Origin of the sequence: Niabella ginsenosidivorans (assembly GCF_001654455.1) — a bacterium.
GTDB lineage: Bacteria > Bacteroidota > Bacteroidia > Chitinophagales > Chitinophagaceae > Niabella > Niabella ginsenosidivorans.
The window spans coordinates 724,201-746,818 of the sequence record NZ_CP015772.1; the positions used below are offsets into that span (position 1 = coordinate 724,201).

Genomic DNA, 22,618 nt, shown 5'->3' on the forward strand with positions numbered 1-22,618 from the left:
AAAAGTCGTCTTTCTGCAGGGCGACTTTTTTTTATGCCGGATCAAAGGGCAAATCCGGTGCTTTGTCTTATCTTTGCGGCCTTAAAAAATACACGTAAGTAATGAATTTTGACCGTAATACGATCATAGGGTTTGCAATTTTAGCGGTGCTCTTTTTCTTTTATTTTTACTATAATAATTTACAGCAAGGCGAATATCAAAAGGAAAAAGCCAGGCAGGACTCTATTGCCAATGCCCTGAAACCTAAAGTGGATACCGCTACACTGCGGTTAGATTCATTGCGGGCAGATTCACAGCGCCATGCAACCAGCGCAGGCATGTTTGTAAATGCTGCCAATGGTACAGAGCAACTGGTATATGCAGAAAACCAGGTATTTAAAGTGGCTTTCAGCAACAAGGGCGGGCAGCCGAAATATATAGAACTAAAGAAATTCAAAAGCGCAGTAGACAGTCAACAGGTAAAACTGGCCGGAACTGATTTTAACAGGATCAGTTATGCCATAAATACGGCTTCCAACCAAAGCGCCCAAACCGGCGACCTGTTTTTCAGCAACGGAAAAGTGACCCCGGGCCCCGATGGCGCGCAGATCGTAACTTTTGAATTAAAGGGCGGTGACAGCACGTCTGCCTCGGGTTCTGTTATCCATCAGTTTATTATTTACCCGAACGATTATAAGATCGACTTTAATATTACCCTGGCCCGGCCGGGCACAATGCTTTCGCAGGGTACTATGAACATGGTTTGGCAGTATGATGCCAAGCAACAGGAATCAGATATCGACTTTGAAAAGCAAAACACCCAGATCGGCTACATGGAAAATAATGATTTTGATTACCATACTATCAGCCGCAAAGATCATGTTGATTTTGAAAAAAATGTAGAGTGGATCGGTGTGCGCCAGCGCTTTTTTAATACCTTCCTCTGGGCAAGGGACAAGTTTTCCGGTGGTAAGATCAACTGGACGATTCCCCCGGATGCAGATCATGACATCGTACGGACAACAGCCAATATGCAATTAAAAGTACCGGCAGGAAATGCTGCGGCTACGATCCCTATGAGCATTTATTATGGTCCTTCAGACTACAACATCTTAAAGAAATATGATAACGGCTTTAGCAAGATGGTGAACCTGGGCCAGGGGATGTACGCATTTGTGCGCCCGCTGAACCAGTTTGTTATTATACCGGTATTTAATTTTATGAAGAGCATTGTAAGCAGCTATGGTCTTGTAATTGCCCTGCTTACACTGGTGATCAGGTTACTGATTTCCCCGCTTACCTACAAAAGCTATTTAAGCGGTGCTAAAATGAAGGCATTGCGCCCGGAAATTGCGGCGCTGAAGGAAAAACTGGGAGGCGATCAGCAGGCCATGAGCATGGAACAGATGAAGCTGTTCCGCGAAGCTGGTGTAAACCCCCTGGGTGGTTGTATCCCGGCCCTGTTTCAGATACCGATCTTCTTTGCGCTGTACAGTTTCTTTAATTCCAGCGTGGATCTGAGAGGGGCAGATTTTCTTTGGTCGCATGATCTCTCTGCTTTTGATGCACCGATCCGGTTTGGCGTGAACATTCCTTTGCTCGGCAATCACTTAAGCCTGTTTACGATTACAGCAGTGCTGACCAGTTTGCTGATCTCTTTATACAGTATGAATATGACGCCGGATCAGAGCAACCCGATGATGAAGTACATGCCGTACATCTTCCCGGTGTTCCTGTTGTTTATATTTAACAAGCTTCCCTCTGCGCTTACCTGGTATTATACAGTATCCAATATTGTTACGCTGGCATTACAGTTTGTGATACAGAACTATATTATTGACCATGAAAAGATTCTGGCAAAAATTCAGCAGAACCGGAAGAAGCCCAAGACAAAATCCAAGTGGCAGGAACGGCTGGAACAAATGCAGCAACAGCAGCGCCAGTTACAGGAGCAACGCAATAAAAATAAATGATACCAGATCATCTTATTGATCAGGCACCGGTAGCTGACCGGTGCTTTTTTTATTACAGCTTATATAAGGGGCGTTTTTCCTGTATGGCGGTAGTACCGGATCTTTGAAAGGAATAAAATAGCCATTTTATCTGCACGCCATCTGGCTTCGTCCGCAACCGGGCCTTTAAAATGTTCATCAACGGTCTCCTGCCACAATCGCAGCCAGGTATCAAAATGCTCTTTGTCTGCAGGAAGTTGTGCATGTGGCGGAAAAGGAGCACCGAAATAGGTTTTATTGCCAAGCAATAATGTTTCCCAGAACCGGTACATTTTTTCAAGATGCACGGGCCACTGATCTCTGATCACTTCATTAAAAACAGGGCCGATCAACTGATTGACTCTTACCTTTTGGTAAAAAGAATTTACAAGAATGCGGATATCATTCAGATTGCTTATATCCTGTAACGGCTGTTTCATAAAAAGTCCCAACCTGTCAAAGGTATGTAAAACCCACGGCAGCAGAATTTTTTGTACCTTGAAGAAACAATTTTTTGTTATGCCGGTAATCAATCTGAAACGTATATATGACGTACCCGCCAGAACAGATGGGTACAGGGTACTGGTTGACCGCCTGTGGCCGAGAGGGGTTAAAAAAGAAGCAGCGGATATTGATGAATGGGCGAAAGACCTGGCGCCATCTGATGAATTGCGGAAATGGTTTCATCACGAAACAGCCAAATGGAAGCCATTTCAGAAAAAATACCTGCGTGAGTTGCATAATAATCCGGCCGCCGTATTATTTATAAAAGCGCATACCCGCACTCCAACACTAACGCTCCTGTTTGCCGCAAAGGATGAAGAACACAACCAGGCGGTTGTGCTGAAGCAGTTTCTGGAAGCTGCGTTTTCAAAAAAATGATCCGGGCCCTTGCTACAGGATCCGTATTTCCACAGGGCAGCGGTACTATCGGCCTGTTATTACTCATTTATTCCCTGCAGTCATACAGCAAGCCGGATCCGTCAAAATTTTTCATAGGGTATAACAGATCCATTAAAATTATTCTAAAAATGGATAAACGGTAATAATGTTTCAAGAAAGCGTATAATTATTCTTTAGCTTTGCGCAGGAATTTTATTGCAAATGAGACAGAGCAAGATGGAAGGCAGATTTTTCAGGGCATTACTGCTGATGCTCTATGCCTGCTTTTTTATTGTTCAGTTTAATACCAGAACCATCAGCGCAAAAGCGTTCCAGTGGCATCCTGTAAACAGTATCACCCCGGGTTCAAAAGAAAAAGTAGTTAAAGCTGCCCATAACCACTCAAAGCCTGCAAAACGGTTGAACAAACGGTTCCAGATACAGCAGGTATTGCTGATAGCTGCTTTTGTATTATTATTGGCATCTATTCCTTTTTTTATAATCAGGAAGAAGTACGGGATCTGCACCGCTTTGCTTTATTCCGTAATACATTATCCCTGGTCATTGCGGGGCCCTCCTGAAACAGCGTAAACTTCCTTAATGTTGCGTCAATGATAAAATGCCGGATAAATGATCCGGCTGTTCCGGAGTTCCGGAAGTGCTGACAAACGCAGAAAAGTAGAATCATCCGTTCCGTTCTGCGTTATGAAGCCCGGAACTGCGGGAGGGCTTATACGATACCTACAATTAACGTGATACCCACGTTTTAATTTTTCTTTTAATTAAAGACATTTACATGTGTACTTTCTTACAAAGAAGGTGCCTTGCTGTTGTCAGTGTTGTGCTGTTCTTCTTATTTTTCAGCATCCCTGCTTCGGCGCAATCGCACCTTACCCTATTGAACCTGATCGATTCTTCAAAGGCCAATCTTCCCCTGTTCCGGCAAAAGCTGGCCCTGATAAAGGCAGCACAGGCAAGGATTACGGCAACCAGGCATTCTTTTTTGCCGACCCTCCAGGGCGCGGAACAGCTTAATATAGGAACAGACAATTCCCTTTCAGGAGCGGTTTTCGGATTGGGGCTGCTTCCTTCTGCGTCAGGAGGCATTAATGCCGTTAATAATATGGATCCTGCCACGGGCAATGTAGCCGTGCTCTCCGGCGATTATGAGCTGGTGAATTTCGGGCTGAACGGAGCCAGATTAAAAGCTGCCCGGGCAGACCTGGCTATTAATCATGCAGATTTTAATAAAGACCTGTATGCTGTAAAGTCAAAAGTGGTGCTGCTATACCTGAACCTGCTGAAGTATGAAATTAAATTAACAACGGATCAGCAGAATATAGATCGGTATTCCAGCATTTGCAAGGTGATCCGCGCTTTAAGCGGCAGCGGGCTGATTGCCGGTGCAGATTCTTCGATGGCCAATGCCGAACTGGCAAAAGCGCGCATCGGGTATAATCAGACACAGGGCATCATTAACCAGTATAAAGAGCAACTGGCATTTGTAACCGGCATCCCCTCACAGCAGATCATTGTAGATACTTCCTTTTATGGCCACCTGCACCCGATACCGCCGGTTATGAATTTTCCGATTGATTCCATCCGTAATCCTTTACTGGACTATTATAACGCAAGGAAAAATATTTTCAGGACAAATGAACTGCTGATCCGGAAGAGCTATTTGCCAAAGATTCACTTAATGGCCAGTGCATGGGCCAGGGGCTCCAGTATTCAGTATAATAACAGCTATCAGCCGCTTTCCACGGGCCTTGGCTACCAGCGGTATAATTACCTGGCTGGCCTGGCTTTAACCTATAATTTCCTGAATGGCATCTACAGGAAAGATCGGCTGGCAGAAAACAGAAATGAACTGGAGGCCAGTGAGCAGGAACTGGAGCAGGAGCGGCTGGCATTACAGTCGCAAACCTTACAGGCGGATAATGATCTGCAGATATCCCGGGCCAACCTCAAACAGATCCCCGTTCAGTTAAGCTCGGCAGAAGTGGTATACAAACAAAAGCTGGCACAGTATAAGGCCGGGCTGATCTCGCTGATCGACCTGACCAATGCATCGTTTGTGCTGTACCGCTCACAGATAGATTATATAGAAGCCAATACAGACTGGTACCTGGCTTTGCTGAACAAGGCGGTATCCACCGGAACGCTGGATCAATTTATTCAATCTTTAAACCTGGAATACTAATGATAAAGGCTGCACTCAAAAGGCCGATAACCGTAATAGTGCTTTTTACCGGGCTCTTACTGTTTGCTGTTATGGCTTTAAAAACAATACCCATTGATATTTTTCCCAAATTAAATTTACCCACCATCTATGTTATTGAATCCTATGGTGGCATGAGCCCGCAGCAGATGGAAGGCTTTTTTGCCACGCGTTTGCAGGATCAGTTCTTATATGTAAACGGGATAAAGAATATTGAGAGCAAAAATATACAGGGGCTTACTTTAATTAAATTATCCTTTTATGAAAATACCAATATGGCCGAAGCATCGGCCCAGGTGGCTTTACAGGTAAACCGGGCATCCAAATTCTTTCCGCCTGGCGCGTTGCCCCCGCAGGTGATCCGTTTTGATGCTTCTTCACTGCCCGTAGGGGAGCTGGTGTTCAGCAGCAAAACAAAATCGCTGAAAGAGATCTACGACCTGGCTGTGACCCGGGTGCGCCCGATGTTTGCCACCATTCCCGGGCTGTCTGCACCGCCGCCGTTCGGGGCTAATTCCCGTTCAATTGTGGTGAACGTAGATCCTGAAAAACTGCGCCAGTATAATATTTCACCGCAGCAGGTGGTTGACGCGATCACCAAAAATAATAATATGAGTCCTTCTGGCAATCTGCGGGTAGACAGTTTGATGTATGTGACAACAGTAAATACCCTGGAAGATAATGTGGAATCGTTCTCAAAAATACCGGTGGTGACCAACGGAACGGGCACTGTGTTCATGAACCAACTGGCAACGGTTGCGGATGCTGCGGATATTACGGTAGACTATGCGTTGATCAATGGAAAGCGGTCTGTATATATCCCTGTTGTAAAAACAGCAGATGCATCTACCTGGTCCGTAGTTCAGGCACTGAAAAAGGAAATACCGGAAATGAAAAGTCTGCTGCCGGAAGATATGGACATCAGCTATGCCTTTGACCAGTCCGTTTTTGTAATGAACTCGGTAAAGAGTTTAATGACGGAAGGGATATTAGGCGCATTGTTAACAGGATTAATGGTGCTGCTCTTCCTCCGCGACTGGAGAAGCAGTATTGTGGTGATCATTACGATACCGGTATCGGTTCTGGGTGCCGTCATGTTCCTGAACCTTTCCGGGCAGACCATTAATATTATGACCCTGAGCGGACTGGCATTGGCAATTGGTGTACTGGTAGACCAGGCAACGGTAACCATAGAGAATATACACCAGCACCTGGAAATGGGCAAGCCGAAACGCCAGGCCATACTGGATGCCTGTGCGGAGATCTCATTTCCGTTATTGCTGATCCTGTTGTGTATCCTGGCCGTATTTGCACCTTCCTTTGTAATGACAGGGGTGCCCAAAGCCATGTTCCTGCCGTTGTCCCTGTCTATCGGGTTTGCCATGATCGTATCTTATGTGGCCGCGCAAACACTGGTGCCGGTTATTTCCAACTGGCTGCTGAAGGCAGAAAAATTCCAGTATCACCATAATAAAGAGCATGCCCACGCGGGGCTGGCGCTGGATCCGGCTGAGAACCGGCAGGTAGAGCAGCACCAGCAGCAGGATGAGCAGCACCCGGAAGAAAATCATTTTTTTGAGCGGATAAAGATACAATTCGGAAAGCGGCTGGACCGGCTGATGCCCCGTCGCAAGGGAGTGGTTTTAGGTTACCTGGCGGGATGCGTTCTTTTAGTGGCTTTAGGCTTTTTTATGATCGGTAAAGATCTGTTACCAAAAACGAATAACGGCCAGTTGCAGCTGCGCATCCAGGAGCCCGATGGAACCCGGCTGGAGGTAACCGAACGGGCCGTAAAGGATATTCTGAACCTGATTGATTCTACAACAGACGGCAATGTGGCGATCAGTTCCGCTTATGTAGGCCTTGTGCCCAGCAGCTATGGTACCAGTAACCTGTATGTGTTTAACAGTGGCACGCATGAAGCCGTAATGCAGCTGAACTTAAATGAGGACTATAAAGTAAACCTGGATCGGTTGAAAGACCGGCTGCGGCAAGCGATCCGGAAAAAGTACCCGGATGTGATGATCTCGTTTGAACCGATCGAATTAACAGAAAAGATCATGGCACAGGGCGCCTCCACACCCATTGAGGTACGGGTGGCCGGTAAAAATTTCCGGGATATTACAAAATACTCCAGCGACCTGATCACAAAATTAAAACGGGTATCTTATCTGAGGGATGTGCATATTGCTCAGCCTTTAAAATTTCCTACCATACAGATCACCGTAGACCGGCTGGCCCTGGCACAGATGGGGCTAAGCCTGGATGCTGTTTCCAAAAGCATTACGGATGCTACCTCCTCCAGCCGTTTTACTGAAAAGATCCAGTGGCTGGACCCGAAAGTGGCGTATACCTACCAGGTACAGGTGCAGGTTCCCGAGTACCTGATGAACTCACTGGAACAACTGAAGTCAGTGCCCCTGGTGCACGGGCAGCCAAGACCCGTGCTTTCGGATATAGCAAAATTTTCAGTAGAGCACCTGCCGGGGGAATATGACCGCTCCGGTCCGCGGCGGTTCTTAACCGTGAGCGCCAATATTTACAGGAAAGACCTTGGCACGGCAACAGAAGCGGTAAGCAGGGCCATTAAAGAACTGGGCACGCCGCCCCAGGGCCTTGTAGCCAAAATAACCGGTATGTCTTTATTGTTAACAGAAACCCTCAGTTCGCTGCAGAGCGGGCTACTGGTGGCTATCGTGGTGATCCTCCTGCTGCTGACGGCAAATTTTCAGTCGTTCAAACTGGCTATAACCGTGCTTGCAACGGTGCCCGCGGTATTAATGGGCGCGCTGCTCCTTTTATTGATAACGGGCGCAACACTGAACCTGCAGTCTTATATGGGCATCATTATGGCAGTGGGGGTGTCTGTTGCCAATGCGATTCTGATTGTTACCAATGCCGAATCCTTAAGGCAGGAATACCGCGATCCGCTGAAGGCGGCAAGAACTGCGGCCAGCATTCGTTTGCGCCCGATCTTTATGACCAGCTTTGCAATGATCGCCGGTATGATCCCTATGGCCAGCGGACTGGGGGAAGCAGGAGATCAGTCGGCGCCCTTGGGCCGGGCGGTTATCGGCGGTATCATTGCTTCCACCGTTGCGGCCCTCTATATTGTTCCGCTGGTATACGGGTGGGTGCAGGAAAAAGCTTCCTATAAAACACCTTCATTATTACCCAACCAGCAATAAAAATAAATATATGAAACAAATGAATATCCATTTTTTCAAAGAAAAAAAAGAAGCCGCTGATCACCGGTCATCCATCAGAAAAATAAAAACGGTACAAATGAAACAGTATTCTATATATGCAGCTATTGCTTTTTTCCTGTTGTCCTGTTCAGCAAATGCTGGAAAAAAACAGCGGAAGGCAACCAAACAGGAACTGGAACATTACCCCTTAAGCACTGTAGTTACTGGCGGCATTGCAACGCAATTAAAATTGCCCGCGCAGCTGGCCGCTTACCAGGAAGTAAGTATTTTTCCCAAAGTGAACGGCTATGTAAAATCCGTACTGGTAGATATCGGATCACAGGTACGTACCGGGGATCTGCTGATGACGCTGGACGCACCGGAGCTGGAGCAGGCATCCCTCCAGGCCAGGGAAGAGTTTGAGCAGTCCAAAGCGGCTTACAGTATTGACCAGGAGCGCTATAACCGCCTGCAGGAGGCGGCCCAAACGGAAGGAGCCGTTTCTCCGCTGGACCTTTCTACCTCAAAAACCAAGGTAAGCGCTTCTCTTGCCGTAAGCAATGCAAAGAGGAATAACTGGCAGATGCAGCAGACCATGCTTTCTTACTTAAAAGTGCGCGCGCCTTTCTCCGGCGTTATTACACAAAGAAATGTAAGCGTAGGTGCGCTGGTAAGCGCTTCTGTAAAAGATATACCCATGCTGGAACTGAAGCAGGTAGACCACCTGCGTTTACAGATAGATGTGCCCGAAACAGTGGCGCCGAACCTGAACAGCAGGGATTCGATCAGCTTTTTTGTAACCTCCCTGCCTGGTAAACGCCTTACGGGAATCATCAGCCGCAAGTCTATGAACGTAGATCCAAAACTGCGCAGCGAGCGTATTGAAATTGATGTGCCCAACCGTGCGCATCTCCTGTCGCCGGGCATGTATGCAGATGTGATGATCGATGCGCCGGGCAATGCTAACAGCCTGCAGGTGCCCAGAACGGCGGTGGTCACCTCAACAGAGCGTAAGTATGTGCTGGCTATAAGAGATGGCAAAACCGTAAAGGTAGACGTAAGCACGGGTAATGACGGAGGCGGAAATATTGAAGTGTTCGGGAATCTTAATCCGGGAGAAAAGGTGATTACACGAGCCAATGATGAAATAGAGGAGGGCATCCCCGTAAAGTCTTAGTAGGTTGGGTTTTATCTGAAAGGAAAGAGGTGGTCGCTTTGTACCGCCTCTTCCTGTTTAAGAAAATTGTATGATTTGTGGTAAGGGCAAATAAAAGCATTGCATTTAAATTCTTTGAAATGGTCTTCATCTGAATAATCAGATCATTCCCGCTTTCGGCTATCGTGTGCGCACGACTATTTTCTTCAAAACGATATTGCAGGCAGCAACATACCGGAGGATAAATCTGAAATGGCGGAAACGCATATTACGCCGCGCTGCGGCTCTGTGATTACTGGATAGATTTATACATAGTACCTGTGCGCTGCACCTTTATCATTGCGCCATGCAGAAAGCATAGTTGCGGAGCAGCTAAATATCCGTAGCAGCAAATAATCCAGACCTCAAAGGCGCGTGGCGCCGCAATATGAAAAATGCGGCGGAAAAGGACAACCAATGACCAGGGGCAATATTTCTGACAGAGCTGAAACCTGATGCCTGTTGTTATCAGAACTCTTTTCAGAGATCTGTTCACATAACAGGCGATAGCACAAGTGCGCAGGGAACTCATCTGTTATAGAGCTTCTCCACGCACTATTGGATCACTAATAGCCACCCCCTGTGTTTTTGTACCGGGATCTTTTCTCCCACTTTAAAACTACGGGCCTCCTGGAAATTCCTGACTGCCGGGGCCGTAATGGTGGCTTTTGACGGATCTATGCCCAGTTGCTGCCAGTTGATGTTTAATGTGATATTTATATCGGTTTCATTCCAGCTTCCGATGGAAACCAGGGCTTTCCCTTCTTTTTTGTATACCGTGGCTTTTACTTTTTCATTATCTGTTTTTACAGGATTGCTGCTAACCCAGTAGCCGATCATTTTTGTATCCTGCATCCCAAAATCATCCCAAAGCTTCCAGATGCCTGTAGGGTCGGCATTTTCAGTCCAGGGAATCCTGCAGGTCATACCGTAAACCATACCCCTCCAGGCATTACCACCATCCTGCAGCATTTCTCCCATTAAGCCAAAGGGAATGCCGCTGACTTCAGTAAGGAAAAAATCGGAGCTGTTGTTTTCGTAATCAAAGTACTCTCCAAACCAGAGCCTGTTCAGATAAGGAAAGTGCTCCATGTATAAATTGGCACTGTTAATAAAGCCATCCCTTTTATTATACTGGTTGGCTGAGTGCAGGTCAATAATACCGGGATGACCGTTTGCGGTCAATACCCTTTTGATCCGCTTCATCGTAACACGGTCAAAAGCTACATCGTCCAGGTAAATACCATCAATGCCTACATGCTGCGTTAACCAGTTCATGCCCTCCACGTAGTAATTATGCCAGCGGCTCATACCACTGTTAATAATGGCTGCATCCTTTACTTCCGGTACAAACCATGCAGCAATATAGTCCGTATCCACATGCTCCTGCAGCCAGTTGACCCCCCCACCTTTACCGGGCGAGTACACTTCATGACCCAGGCTTCTGAGCGGAAACAGTTCATAAGCATGGTTGGACAGTTCTCGTACAGTGTTATAGATCTTTACTTTCAGGCCATTCTGATGCGCTTCATCAATATACTGTTTCATTTTTTGCCATTCAATGAACGGGTAGTTGATCCAGGGGTTGATGGCAGTACCGTGGTGGATATTGATAACTGTAGCGCCAATGTTTTTTATTTTCTGAATACTATCGTATTTATGATAAAAACGGGTGGCCCATTGGAAATTGGTGTTCAACGTATGAAAAGGAGTGATCAGCAGGTTGAAATTATAATACAGGGTGTCTCCCTTTTTCAGGTGGCGTTCGCCGGAGTAATTATCTGCAAGGATGGATTTGCCTTTTTGCGCAATGATGATGCCGCCTTTGTTTTCATTGCCCCATGAAGCGGGTAACAGCAAAGGCTTTTGCAAATAGAAGTTAGTGTTTAAAGGGCGCACATATTTTTCATCACGCAGGGTATATTGCAGTCCCACGTTTACATTCCCGATCCATATGGCGTCCTGGTTCTTATGCGCCACATCCCATTTCCAGGAAAGACTGTCCGGGCGCAATTCTCCTTTTTCACCCAACCCCATCAGGTAGCGGGCTGCTTCTTTGGTAAAGGGAATGTGCAGGGTGGTGTTTTTCAGATCCACATCCTGTAAGGCGGTAACTTTTACCGTATAAGATACAAAACCGTCAAATTCCAGGGAAGCATGCACTTCCATCCGGAGCTGATCGTTGCTGTTGGTATTGCTCCATTGTATGGTGCCGGGCGATTGTTCGGTGTATTGCAGACCCCCGTTGCCCAGCTTCAGTTCTTTGCCATCTGCTGCAATAAAATGAAAATGGATGGGTTCTGTTAAAAGATTATTGGGCGTAGCTTTGAGGCCGGTCATTTCTTCTGTAAAAAAAGTCTGTATCTGTGCGGGAAAACCTGATTTGTCGATGGTCACCTTTCTGCCCAGCAGCTCAATGACATTGTCTTTTAAAGTTAACGGCGTATAAGGCGCAATCACCGTGTTTTCCTGTGCCATGGTAGAGTTCAGCCATTTTAAACGGGTTTGTTTCCAGGGCTCTTCAATATTGCCGTTCTTTGCAAGTGCGCCTGTTACGGTTAGCTGAACAGGAACTATTGACGGTGCAGCGTTTGCTGGTGTAATGGTTACGGTGCCTTTATAAACACCGGGCCTGATGCTGACAGGCACATCCAGTAAGCACCATAATGGCTGTATGCTGTCTTTGGCAACCTGCACGATCTTTGTAAAAGGCGTACCGCGGTAGTCAACCCCGGTTACGTTGATACAGCTTAGTGCACTTGCCGTAATAACACTCCCTTTTTCATTTTTCAGGTCTGAAAAGCGGATGGAAATGTTCTGCAGGTTTTGCAGGGCATAAACAGCCAGTTGGAACGCGTAGTTCTCTCCCCGCATTGCAGATCCTTTAAAGGCTGTAACAGGGCCTCTTTTCACCCAGCGGTAAGGAATACGGTCGAATAGCTTTACCGGGTACCGGCGGTCTTCGGGGAATACAACATAATCTGTCCGTTTATATTTTTGGACCAGGCTGCGTGCTTCTGCATCTGTAGCAATCACTTCCATCGGATAAAAGCTATTAAACGCATCAATGGATTCGATGCCCTTTACTACCGTGTTGGTTTTGATAGATGCAGGAAGGGCATCCAGCCAATCCGGGGAAGCGGTATTTTCAGGTGGCAGATAATGAACTACCGGATAGTTAGGAGAGCCGGAGCTTTTTGAAGGGAGATAGTAAATATAATAAGTTCCTTTTCCTGATACCGGCTCAAAGATCAAAGTGCCTTTCTCATTATTGATAGTTACTGTCTTTACATTCCGTATTTTATGACCGGTTTGTGCGTCCTGTACAATGATCCTTTTTTGCTCCGGGTGCCGGTCCCTCCGCCGCCATTCCACAATTGTTTTGGCATACCGGCCTGTTCCGTTAAATTGTACAATTGCGCGGTGATTGCCGAGCGAATCGGCATCCCATTGGTGGTGTTCTTCTGAATACGTTAGTTCCTGGGCATGGAGCCGGCTGAAGCCAAGCACCGGCAGCAGTAAAAAAAGATACTTCATTGATTGTTGTTTGAGCAAACAAACGTACATGAAATTTTTCATTCATAAATTACATAAAGGATGAATGAAAAATTTTATGGGAGTTCCTCCTGGCAAAAAAAATAATAAATATTCAGGATAAATCTAAAAAAAAGCAGCAAGAGTTCCGTGGCTTTTTGCGCAACCGATTGCTCTTTTGCAGATCACCGGCCCGTCAGAAAATCTTTAAGATAAGAGCACCTGGTAAGGGTTTCTTTATAAAAACGGGTGTTTGAATAGTCTTTAACATATTGTGGAAAATAGCTATTGGCCTTAAATTGCGCATAATAGGCATTCATTGTTTTTTGATAGTTCTTATAATCATAATTATCCCCGAAATCTTCATACTGTGGCTTGTGCACCTGCTTTTGGCTGCATCGTGCTATCATGAACAGGCATTTTGCCCTGAACTCCGGATCTGAAGCGGCATTCAGCGCTTTTTTAAAATAAGCTTCTGCTTTATAGCATCCGTAATAGTCTTTCTCAAAAGGAGATGCGTTTGCCGGGACATAATAGCCATCTGAACCGCTTCTGAAAAAAGTGGCCAGCTCCCAGGCATAACCATAATAGGTAATATTATAATAGCCCAGTGCCAGTTTGTATAAAGCTTCGGGGTCGGCAGGCTTGGAAAGCAGGGCCTGCATTTCTTTTGCATAGGCCAGCTTGGTAGTAGTAACCCGGTCATCTTCCAGGCGCTCCTCCCGGTCAAAAAGCAATTCCTTAAACGGGTCTTTTAATATAGTTGCCTGCTTTTCTTTTGAAAACCATTCGATGGCTTTGTTGTAATCATAGTTCCGTAAATGAACGGTGCCAATGTAGTCTGCAACAGCGCTCTTTTTTACAGAAGTGATCTTTAAGAGAAACTTCTCGTAGGGCGTGAAATCTTTTTTAGAAAGAAACCGGTAAAGCGATCCGGCTTCTGTAAGATCAAAGGAATCCCTGACGTAATTAATGCCGTTGGGATATTGCCAGCTGATGGAATCAGTGCTGCCATAGGCCAGCACTTCCCTGTTCAGATCCTGCTGTGCTGCATAGCGGCGTGCTATTACATTGGTCATTACATTTTTAAAGAATTGTGACCATTGGTAATCCTTCTCCCCGGGCTGTGTTGCGTCTTTGGCAGCGTTTGCTTTTGCATACAGCCATTGCAGGGAAGGGAGGATCTTTTGCTCCGGCTGGGCGTTTATTTGCGGGCTTTCATTGATGGTTACCAGCAGGCTGGTAAGCATCCATTGATCCTGTAACCGCCTGGAAAGGTTCATTTTTTTAGCTGCTGCCAGCAACCGGTTGGCCTGCGCATAGTCTTTTAGCAGCAGGCTTATATAAGCGGCCCCAATGGCATACAACCCTTTCTGTTGATCTTTTTTATCGTTGTTCATTGTTTCCAGCAGGGAAACAAAAGATTTCAGCTCCGCTTTCCTGTTTGCGGAAATGGTATCAATATCCTGGTAAAGATCTCCCGTGTTTTTTGATATGCGGAAGCCGGGCAAATAGGCAGACTCAATACTGTTGATCTGTTTTACCACCAGGGCAGGCATCATTGCTGAGCCAGGGTTCAGTTGATGAATTTCTGCCAGGGTGGCAATATCAATGGAATAATCGTTAAGGCTGTATAACGCCAGCATGTTGGCCCGTTCCGTGTTGTTTTTACAAAGCGGCAGGTAATTGCTCCTGAAGCCTGAATCATCCTGCAGCGACCAGGAAAAGCTGTTAAAATTGGAGATCTTTTTGATGTCGGAAGCTGCAAAGAGCCCGGAAAAAATATAGGCAGCTTCCGGCTTGCGCCCTAAACGGTAAAGAGCGCCGGCTTTTAACCCAAGGCTCAGTAATTGCAGGATGCCGGGTGTTTTGTTGGGGCTGATCAGCTCATCATAATATTGAACGGCGTCCTGGTACTGGTGGTTGTAATGCGCCAGCCGTACCACCTGGTACGCGTACTTCAGCTGAAAAAGCGGCGATTTTGCAGCCCTGTATAATTGCAGCCCGTTTTTCAGCAGGCCATTCATTTTTAAGCTGTCCCTGGGTGTTTCATCCCAGCTGTTATATTCCCGGGTTACATAGGGCTCTACCTGTTTGGCATACATCAGGTATCCCAGTGCTTCCAGGTCTTTGGTGTCCATAAAGAACCGGGTCATGCTATTGTTCTTTACGGAATCCGGAATGTTCAATGGCTGATGCTCCTCGAGGTAATAATAAATGTTCGCAAGATCTTTCCGGGGCAGCTGCATTACAAACTGGTGGGCGTCTTTGCGGGAAACTTTGTTGCCGGTAAAATCCACCCACTCTTTTACAAGGGCCGCGGCTGTGGCGGGTTGTTCTTCATCGTCTCTTAAAAACTGGATGTCGGAATAGTAAAAGGGTTTATAAACGGGCGTTTCAGCGGCATATTTATCAAAGAAGGCGGCAAAGGAATCATAAGAATCATCTACATCAGCGCAGCTGAAAATGTTTTTGGGCACCAACGCAAGCAGGATACTAATGCAGGCTATTATAGATGTTTTCCAGTTCATGCAGGGAATATTTCTTTAAAGTTATTGAATCTAAATGATACAGTGCCACGTTTAGCTTTGCAGAACGGATCCTGTCAGCCAGCAGCCGGCCTGCGGCTTCCACTGTTTTATAATTGCTGGTTTCCAGTCGTACAAACCGGCCCTGTTGCAGGAGCCTGCCATCAATAAGGGTGTCCTTCAGCACACGGTAGCCAACTCCTTCCTTTTTAAAGGCCGCCAGTTGGTCCGGGGTTTCCGGCGGGTTTCTGATCAGCCCGTTAAAACGGTTGCCGGAAAAGATGACCATCCATGAAAACAGGGGCAGGCCTGCATCCAAATGGAGCGGATACTGCGCCAGGTGATCAATGTATTGCCGGAAAACGGGGAGGTCGATGATCGAGTTGGTCACATCGGGTGCCTGCAGATCGCCCATGTTATAGCACATCAGCAATCCTTTATCAACCGGCGGCACACCGGCCGATTGCCGGTATTTTACCTGGTGCAGGCGTATGGTAGCGGAAAGGATCTTATCGGGATGTAATGCTTTTATCTTTTGCAAAAGGCGGAAATAAGTGGCCTTTGTGCTTTTTGTCCAGTCGCAGTCGATCTGCAACTCCTGATAAGCTGCGAAATGATGCTGGCCGGCGATCTTATTAACAAGCCCGTAAATATTCCCGGCCAGCTGGTCTGTTTGTGCACTGTCAAGATGCTGCAGGCTCTCATTGGTGATGAATACCACGGGGATGGTGCTTTTGGTCTGCAACCATGCAGAATCCCTCACCAGTAATTTGGCAGCAGGCTCAGGCAACCCGTTTGCCGGATTCCATACCACATCAAAGAGCTTTATGTAAAGCGTATGAACGCCCAGGCTGTCGGCTTTTTGTTTTTCTGAAGCGGAAGGGGCAAAAATGGTTTTCCAATAGTAAAGGCACCGCCACGGCTCCTTTGGACGCCGGATGGCGCTTTTACAGGCAACCAAAAACAAGAGTAAAAAATAAACGGTTACAACAGGTCTGCGCATTCCATTTTTCTGTTGGCACAAAAATAATTCATTTGTAAGCAGTTCTCAAAGGCTTCTGTTGCAGGCCACCACTATCATAGAGCCCGGTCCGGATCTCTTCCTTTCCTTTTATAAACGTTTTTTGCCACTTACTGATTTTTGTGTTTTGCTGTATCAGAATTGGTTAGATTTGTTGCATGTTTAGAGGCAAAAAAAGCTATTGGTGGTTCCAGTTGCTGGGCTGGGGAGGATTCTTCCTGATGCACCTTTTTTTTGCCTGGTTTTATGGAAAGCTGGATGATACAGCGGAGCGCTCCCTGTTTTTTGCACGTGCCCTTAGCTTTGTTTCTATTGGAATAATAATGACGCATGTTATGCGCATCTTTATCCGGAAGCTTAATTTGCTGAACCACAATATTGGCATACAGGTAGTCAATTTTATGCTGCTGTCTTTTATTACGGCGCTGCTTTGCGGCCTGGTGGAGCATCAGCTGTTTGACTATTTTTCTTTATTTACGTCAAGGGAAATAGAATTGCTGAAAAAAAGAGGCGTGTGGCTGATGTCCTTTAACAGCACGATTTCCTGGTGTATCTATATGTTCTTATGGAATGCGGTTTACCTCATTTATCATTATGAAAGAGATTACCAGCAGCAGCAGATTGACACACTGCAACTAAAGGCAGTAGTAAGGGAGCTGGAATTGAAAACGATCAAATCCAATATTAACCCGCATTTTATATTCAATGCCCTGAACAGTATCCGCGCGCTGGTAGATGAAAACCCCGAACGGGCCCGCGAGGCAATAACGGAACTGAGCAATATTTTACGCAGCAGCATTACCATGCACAGAACAGAAACCGTAATGCTGAAAAATGAGCTGGATATTGTGGAAGATTATCTTGCGCTGGAACAGGTGCGTTTTGAGGACCGGCTGGCGGTAAGGTTTGATATTGACCATACGATTCTGGACAAGCAGATCCCGCCCATGATGTTGCAGACACTGGTAGAAAATGCCATCAAGCATGGCATTGGCCGGGAGGTAAAAGGCGGCGTGGTTTCTATTGGAGCATCGTTAAAAAACAACCTGATAGAGCTTTGCGTCCGGAATACAGGCAGATTAACAAATAATAACGGGCATACAGGCTTTGGGCTGAACAGCATCCGCGACCGTTTAAAGCTGCTGTATCCCGGCCGCAGCGGATTTGAAATAAGGCAGCTAACGCCTGAAATGGTTGAAGCAAAAATAGAATTACCTGCTTAACCCCAATAAAAACATGAAGATCATGCGCACTATTGTAATTGATGATGAAAGGCTGGCCCGTACAGAGTTAAAGAAATTGTTACAGGAATTTCCTGAAATAGAAGTGGTGGATGAGGCCAGTAATGCCGAGGAGGGCATACGGAAGATCAACAGCCAGCAGCCGGACCTGATCTTCCTGGACATTCAGATGCCCGGAAAGTCTGGTTTTGAAATGTTGCAGGAGCTGGAATATACCCCTTTGGTGATCTTTACCACCGCCTATGATGAGTATGCGTTAAAAGCATTTGAAGTAAGTGCACTGGATTACCTGCTAAAACCGGTAGACAATAAACGGCTGGAAGATGCAATTAAAAAACTGAACATACCGGAACAGGAAGAGGAAAGCACTTCTTTTGTGAACCAGGGCCTGCTTACGGAAGACAGTCACGTGTTTGTAAAGGACGGCGATCGTTGCTGGTTTGTGAAATTAAGCGATATACGGCTTTTTGAAAGCGTGGGCAATTATGCCAAAGTATTTTTCGGTAATAATAAACCGCTGATCTTAAAATCGCTGAACGCCTTAGAAGAACGCCTCGACCCGAAATCCTTTTTCCGGGCCAACCGCAAACATATTGTGAACCTGCGCATGATCGAAAAAATCGAGCCTTATTTCAATAATGGCTTGCTGATCGAATTAAAGGATGGGGAAAAAATTGAGGTCAGCCGGAGGCAGGCCGTAAAGTTCAAAGAAATGATGAGCTTTTAGAAGCAGTCAGCAGGAAGTAATCAAATAGTAAGTAGGGCTTCCTGCCAGCTACCCGTCATTCCCTATTCGCTTCGCTAAACCTTCGCTGCCCTGGAAGAATGCACCGCATTGCTAAGCTCTGTAATAAGAGAACTATCTTTTTCAATAGCGTTGCCAACAACGATCACATCCGCGCCCGCCTTACAGTTTAAATAGGCCTTTTCCGGATCTGTAATTCCTCCACCAACAATGACCGGCACTTCCACGTTCTCGGCAACAGCGCTGATCATAGACTCTGTAATGGGGTTTTTTGCCCCGCTGCCGGCATCCATATAAATCAGTTTCATACCCAGCATTTCACCGGCCATGGCCGTGCAAAGGGCAATATCATTCTTATCGGCAGGCACCGGTGCCGCATTGCTGATATAGGAAACAGTAGTGGGGGCTCCACCGTCAACAACAATATAACCGGTAGGGATCACTTCCAACCCGCTTTTTTTCACAAAGGGAGCAGAAACAACATGCTGACCGATCAGCAGTTCCGGGTTCCTGCCGGAGATGAGGGATAAATATAAAAGCGCATCCGCGTACCTGCTAACCTGGGACGGGCTGCCGGGAAACAGCACCACCGGGATGTCTGTTATCGCTTTTATCTGCTGAATGACCTCATCCAGGTGGGTAGACAGCACAAGGCTTCCCCCAACAAAAAAATAATCTGCCTTTGCTTTTTCAGCCAGATCCACCAGGCTGTTCAATGAAGAAGGCAAAACAGAATCAGGATCAATCAGTACCGCAAATGACTTTTGGGCATTCTTTTTCTTTTCAACTAAGCCATTATAAATTTTTAGCTTCATCAGGATTAGGGAAGGTTTCCTGCAAAAATGCAAAAGTTTTTTGAAAAAACCCTAACTTGACCAAATATGCAGGAAAGGAGCTCCGGGTGAATGGCTTTGCCGGCATATAAATCGTGGTACTGATAATAGCGATTTTTAACGCTACGAATGTACGAATAAAGGGCCTTGCAATAGTGCCGTCCTGTTTCGTGTCTCCACAAAAACAAACTCCTGAGCGGTAGGAGCCGGATACCGGGTTTAATGCCTCTGATGCACAGACAAGTACCAAGAAGAACCTTCATTGCAGATACATAAACCATCCTTTATAAAATACGTTTTTTTGAAGTAAATAAGGCTGTTTTTAAGTAATTTCACAACAAAAATACTGTTGCCGCCCCGCATCCTTATAATAAAAGGTAAAGCTATAAAACAAAGCGGGAATAGTTTATTCCATACAACCGGCTTCTGCAAAAGCAGCAGTGCCCTCCGGCATGCTACCCAAGCGTTCGGCTGTCTGGGATCTCCGTCTGATCCGATTGTATCAACAATAAAAATACTTCCAAATGAAATTAATGATATACACCCTGGCCGGTCTTTTCCTCTCAAATTGCCTGTATGCGCAGTCCGCTGAAGAAAGTGTTGTCAAAACAAAAATAGGCAGTGTTGCGCTGCCGGCTCCCAATCAGGCTGCATCTAAAACGAAGTTCAGTAAAGTGATCGGCTGGCCCGGAGACAAAACCCCGGTAGCGCCGGAAGGGTTTAAGGTGAACCGTTTTGCAGAGGGTATGAAGAGCCCCCGGAACATCATTCTTACACCCGACGGAGATGTGCTGGTAGCGCTTTCCAATTCCCAGCGAACAAAAAAAGAAGTGCAGCAAAATGAACGATCGGGGAAGGCCGGATCTGAGGTGCCGGGTAAAAGTGTGAATGAGATCCTGCTTTTGCGGGATGCAGATAAGGATGGCGTTGCAGAAACCAGAACGCTTTTTCTTTCGGGGCTGAACCAGCCTTTCGGAATGCTGATCCGCGGCAACCGGTTTTTTGTGGCCAATACAGATGGCGTTTGGGTATATCCCTATAAGAGGGGAGACACGGTCATCAGGGGAGAAGGAAAAAAGATCATTGACCTGCCGGCAGGCGGGTATAACAATCACTGGACGCGCAACCTGATTCTAGACCCTGTAAAGAACAAACTGTATGTTTCTGTGGGTTCCGGAAGCAATGCGGCAGAGCATGGGATCGGCAATGAAAAAAGAAGGGCAAATATCCTGGAGTTAAACCCCGATGGAACAGGAGAGCGCATTTACGGAGCCGGGCTCCGCAACCCTGTTGGGCTGGCCTGGGCGCCGGGCACGCATACGTTATGGACCGCCGTAAATGAAAGGGACAACCTGGGCGATGACCTGGTGCCCGACTATATCACCAGTGTAAAACCCGGAGGTTTCTATGGCTGGCCCTGGTATTATTTTGGCCAGCATGAAGATCCGCGCCTGGCAGGCCAGCGGCCGGATCTGAAAAATAAAGTTTTAATACCGGATGTGCCGATGGGTGCGCATACAGCCTCATTAGGCTTGCTGTTTTATACCGGCAGCCAATTTCCCGCAAAATACCGGGGAGGTGCCTTTGTAGGCCAGCACGGCTCCTGGAACCGGTCTGAATTTTCCGGTTACAGGGTGGCCTTTGTTCCCTTTAAGAACGGACAACCGGCAGGGCCTCCGGAAGACTTTTTAACCGGGTTTGTTGTGGATAAGGAAAGCCGGAATGTTTACGGGCGCCCCGTAATGCCCCTGCAACTGCCGGATGGTTCCTTACTGGTAACAGATGATGTCAGCGGCATCATCTGGAGGGTCAGCGCACGATAAGCAATTTTATTACAGATCAAGACAAAGCATTGCGCCTTATAAGGGTGTGCGGCGGCCGTTATTGAACAAGCGCTGAGAAGCAAAGAATATCCTCTGGCTCATTCAGCACTTTGATCTTCAGGGAAGGATCTTCATATAAAAAACCGGCCTCGTACATTTTTTGGATGTGCATTAATAAATGCGTATAAAAGCCATTCGTGTTTAAAACAAAGATCATCTTATCATGGATCGCTAAATTATTCCAGGTGATCATTTCAAAAAACTCGTCCAGTGTTCCATAACCACCAGGTAAGATCACCGCGGCGTCGCACAGCTCATACATCCTTTTTTTGCGCGTGTGCATATCCGGAACAATTTCCAGTTGCGTCAATCCTTTGTGTGAGCGTTCCCTGTCTACCAGCAGTTGCGGAATCACCCCGGTTGCTTCGCCGCCGCCGCCCAGCACCGCATCTGCTATAACCCCCATCTGGCCTACATTTCCGCCACCATACACCAGCTGGATGTTGTGCCGGCTCATGATGACACCCAGTTGCCGGGTATGTTCTGTAAATAACGGATCCCTTCCTTCTTTTGACCCGCAAAAAACCGCTAATGCTTTTATTGGCATCTTTAAATAACTTTTGTTGCAAAAGGAAATCAAATTTTCCTATCTTCAAAAAGTAATTTGGCATTTAACACAAGCATCATACAGGGGGGAGTTGCTGAGATGGTTATTTTATTTGACAACTTGACAAGAAAAAGGTATTTTTACTGAAAAATAATCAGAATGGAAACTATGAGCGTCGGAGATTTTAAAACGCATTTTTCAGAAGTGCTGAAAAAAGTAATGGCCGGAAAAGAAATTGGCATTGCGTACGGTAAGAAAAAGGAAATTGTTGCCAAACTGGTACCCAGGACCCAATCACAACAAAAAAGAAAGATCGGGATCCTGGAAGGAAAAGCCAGGGTTACATTTGCGAGGAATGCAAAGCTGTCTGAAGCTGAATTTATAGGCTTATGACGTATTTGCTGGATACTCATTACGTACTTTGGGCAATTGCCGAAACAAAAAAGATACCCGCACGGGTTAAAATGGTACTGACAGATCCTGAAAATACAATTCTGGTAAGCGCCGTCAGTTTCTGGGAAATAGCGCTGAAGTCCAGGTTGGGAAAATTAACCCTGAACGGGTTTCAGCCACAAGATACTCCCTTACTTTGTGAGCAAATGGGTTTTGAATGTATTCCATTAGCTGCGGCTGTTAGCAGCAGCTATCATCAGCTGGCAGGAGATCATCACAAAGATCCGTTTGACCGCATGCTGATATGGCAGGCGATCAGCAACAATTATATTTTAATAAGCTCTGATAAAGCAGTAAAAAAATACGCTAATGCAGGGCTGAGTGTTTTATGACTTATACCTACTGTTTCGTCAACAACACAATTTCTATAAGAACTG

The 22,618-nt window shown here is 46.3% G+C and carries 18 protein-coding genes; 12 read left to right on the top strand and 6 right to left on the bottom strand.

Features of this window, described 5'->3' with window-relative positions; all coding sequences use genetic code 11:
* Nucleotides 1-101: 101 nt before the first annotated feature.
* The gene (gene yidC / locus A8C56_RS03115) at nucleotides 102-1,952 is read left to right on the top strand and encodes a membrane protein insertase YidC (RefSeq protein ID WP_067751938.1); all 1,851 of its coding nucleotides are present in this window, start codon (nucleotides 102-104) and stop codon (nucleotides 1,950-1,952) included.
* A 59-nt stretch (nucleotides 1,953-2,011) separates the two neighbouring features.
* Here yidC and A8C56_RS03120 read toward each other — a convergent pair whose 3' ends face one another.
* Nucleotides 2,012-2,410, bottom strand: a complete 399-nt coding sequence (locus A8C56_RS03120) for a group III truncated hemoglobin (protein WP_067761525.1) — start codon at nucleotides 2,408-2,410, stop codon at nucleotides 2,012-2,014.
* A 79-nt stretch (nucleotides 2,411-2,489) separates the two neighbouring features.
* On the opposite strand from A8C56_RS03120, the gene A8C56_RS03125 reads away from it, so the two are divergent.
* The 6 genes from A8C56_RS03125 (at nucleotide 2,490) to A8C56_RS03145 (ending at nucleotide 9,438) form a co-directional block, all read left to right on the top strand.
* Complete coding sequence (locus A8C56_RS03125; RefSeq protein WP_067751941.1) at nucleotides 2,490-2,852, top strand: DUF488 domain-containing protein; 363 nt, start codon at nucleotides 2,490-2,492, stop codon at nucleotides 2,850-2,852.
* Nucleotides 2,849-3,016, top strand: coding sequence for a hypothetical protein (locus A8C56_RS24305; RefSeq protein ID WP_157097860.1), 168 nt, complete (start codon nucleotides 2,849-2,851; stop codon nucleotides 3,014-3,016). Before A8C56_RS03125 ends, A8C56_RS24305 begins: the two co-directional genes overlap by 4 nt.
* Before the next feature lie 73 nt (nucleotides 3,017-3,089).
* On the top strand, nucleotides 3,090-3,443 hold the full coding sequence (locus tag A8C56_RS03130; protein ID WP_067751944.1) for a hypothetical protein: 354 nt from the start codon (nucleotides 3,090-3,092) through the stop codon (nucleotides 3,441-3,443).
* A gap of 205 nt (nucleotides 3,444-3,648) precedes the next feature.
* On the top strand, nucleotides 3,649-5,055 hold the full coding sequence (locus tag A8C56_RS03135) for a TolC family protein (RefSeq protein ID WP_084489980.1): 1,407 nt from the start codon (nucleotides 3,649-3,651) through the stop codon (nucleotides 5,053-5,055).
* Complete coding sequence (locus A8C56_RS03140; RefSeq protein WP_157097861.1) at nucleotides 5,055-8,261, top strand: efflux RND transporter permease subunit; 3,207 nt, start codon at nucleotides 5,055-5,057, stop codon at nucleotides 8,259-8,261. Before A8C56_RS03135 ends, A8C56_RS03140 begins: the two co-directional genes overlap by 1 nt.
* A gap of 10 nt (nucleotides 8,262-8,271) precedes the next feature.
* Nucleotides 8,272-9,438, top strand: a complete 1,167-nt coding sequence (locus A8C56_RS03145; RefSeq protein ID WP_084489982.1) for an efflux RND transporter periplasmic adaptor subunit — start codon at nucleotides 8,272-8,274, stop codon at nucleotides 9,436-9,438.
* A gap of 573 nt (nucleotides 9,439-10,011) precedes the next feature.
* On the opposite strand, the gene A8C56_RS03150 is transcribed toward A8C56_RS03145, so the two are convergent.
* The 3 genes from A8C56_RS03150 to A8C56_RS03160 all read right to left on the bottom strand — a co-directional run bounded on the left by A8C56_RS03150 (nucleotide 10,012) and on the right by A8C56_RS03160 (nucleotide 16,521).
* Nucleotides 10,012-12,993 carry a glycoside hydrolase domain-containing protein gene (locus A8C56_RS03150; RefSeq protein ID WP_067751954.1) on the bottom strand — a complete coding sequence of 994 codons (2,982 nt, stop codon included), beginning with the start codon at nucleotides 12,991-12,993 and terminating at the stop codon, nucleotides 10,012-10,014.
* A gap of 182 nt (nucleotides 12,994-13,175) precedes the next feature.
* The gene (locus A8C56_RS03155) at nucleotides 13,176-15,521 is read right to left on the bottom strand and encodes a hypothetical protein (protein WP_067751957.1); all 2,346 of its coding nucleotides are present in this window, start codon (nucleotides 15,519-15,521) and stop codon (nucleotides 13,176-13,178) included.
* Nucleotides 15,487-16,521, bottom strand: a complete 1,035-nt coding sequence (locus A8C56_RS03160; protein ID WP_157097862.1) for a hypothetical protein — start codon at nucleotides 16,519-16,521, stop codon at nucleotides 15,487-15,489. Before A8C56_RS03160 ends, A8C56_RS03155 begins: the two co-directional genes overlap by 35 nt.
* A 176-nt stretch (nucleotides 16,522-16,697) precedes the next feature.
* On the opposite strand from A8C56_RS03160, the gene A8C56_RS03165 reads away from it, so the two are divergent.
* On the top strand, nucleotides 16,698-17,762 hold the full coding sequence (locus tag A8C56_RS03165) for a sensor histidine kinase (RefSeq protein WP_067751962.1): 1,065 nt from the start codon (nucleotides 16,698-16,700) through the stop codon (nucleotides 17,760-17,762).
* Nucleotides 17,763-17,784: 22 nt separating this feature from the next.
* A complete protein-coding gene (locus A8C56_RS03170) occupies nucleotides 17,785-18,507 on the top strand; it encodes a LytR/AlgR family response regulator transcription factor (RefSeq protein WP_067761529.1) in 723 nt (240 codons plus the stop codon).
* Between the two features lie 74 nt (nucleotides 18,508-18,581).
* Here A8C56_RS03170 and A8C56_RS03175 read toward each other — a convergent pair whose 3' ends face one another.
* Nucleotides 18,582-19,340 carry a geranylgeranylglyceryl/heptaprenylglyceryl phosphate synthase gene (locus tag A8C56_RS03175; RefSeq protein WP_067751966.1) on the bottom strand — a complete coding sequence of 253 codons (759 nt, stop codon included), beginning with the start codon at nucleotides 19,338-19,340 and terminating at the stop codon, nucleotides 18,582-18,584.
* Between the two features lie 542 nt (nucleotides 19,341-19,882).
* Between A8C56_RS03175 and A8C56_RS03185 the strand changes: the two genes are divergently transcribed.
* A complete protein-coding gene (locus tag A8C56_RS03185; RefSeq protein WP_067751972.1) occupies nucleotides 19,883-21,181 on the top strand; it encodes a PQQ-dependent sugar dehydrogenase in 1,299 nt (432 codons plus the stop codon).
* A gap of 58 nt (nucleotides 21,182-21,239) precedes the next feature.
* Here the strand turns inward: A8C56_RS03185 and A8C56_RS03190 are convergent, their stop codons facing one another.
* Nucleotides 21,240-21,788 (bottom strand): LOG family protein, encoded by a 549-nt coding sequence (locus A8C56_RS03190; RefSeq protein ID WP_067751975.1) that lies wholly within the window; start codon nucleotides 21,786-21,788, stop codon nucleotides 21,240-21,242.
* Between the two features lie 159 nt (nucleotides 21,789-21,947).
* On the opposite strand from A8C56_RS03190, the gene A8C56_RS03195 reads away from it, so the two are divergent.
* Both A8C56_RS03195 and A8C56_RS03200 read left to right on the top strand, forming a co-directional pair.
* The gene (locus A8C56_RS03195; RefSeq protein WP_067751978.1) at nucleotides 21,948-22,181 is read left to right on the top strand and encodes a type II toxin-antitoxin system Phd/YefM family antitoxin; all 234 of its coding nucleotides are present in this window, start codon (nucleotides 21,948-21,950) and stop codon (nucleotides 22,179-22,181) included.
* A complete protein-coding gene (locus A8C56_RS03200) occupies nucleotides 22,178-22,573 on the top strand; it encodes a type II toxin-antitoxin system VapC family toxin (RefSeq protein WP_067751981.1) in 396 nt (131 codons plus the stop codon). Before A8C56_RS03195 ends, A8C56_RS03200 begins: the two co-directional genes overlap by 4 nt.
* Nucleotides 22,574-22,618 lie beyond the last annotated feature (45 nt).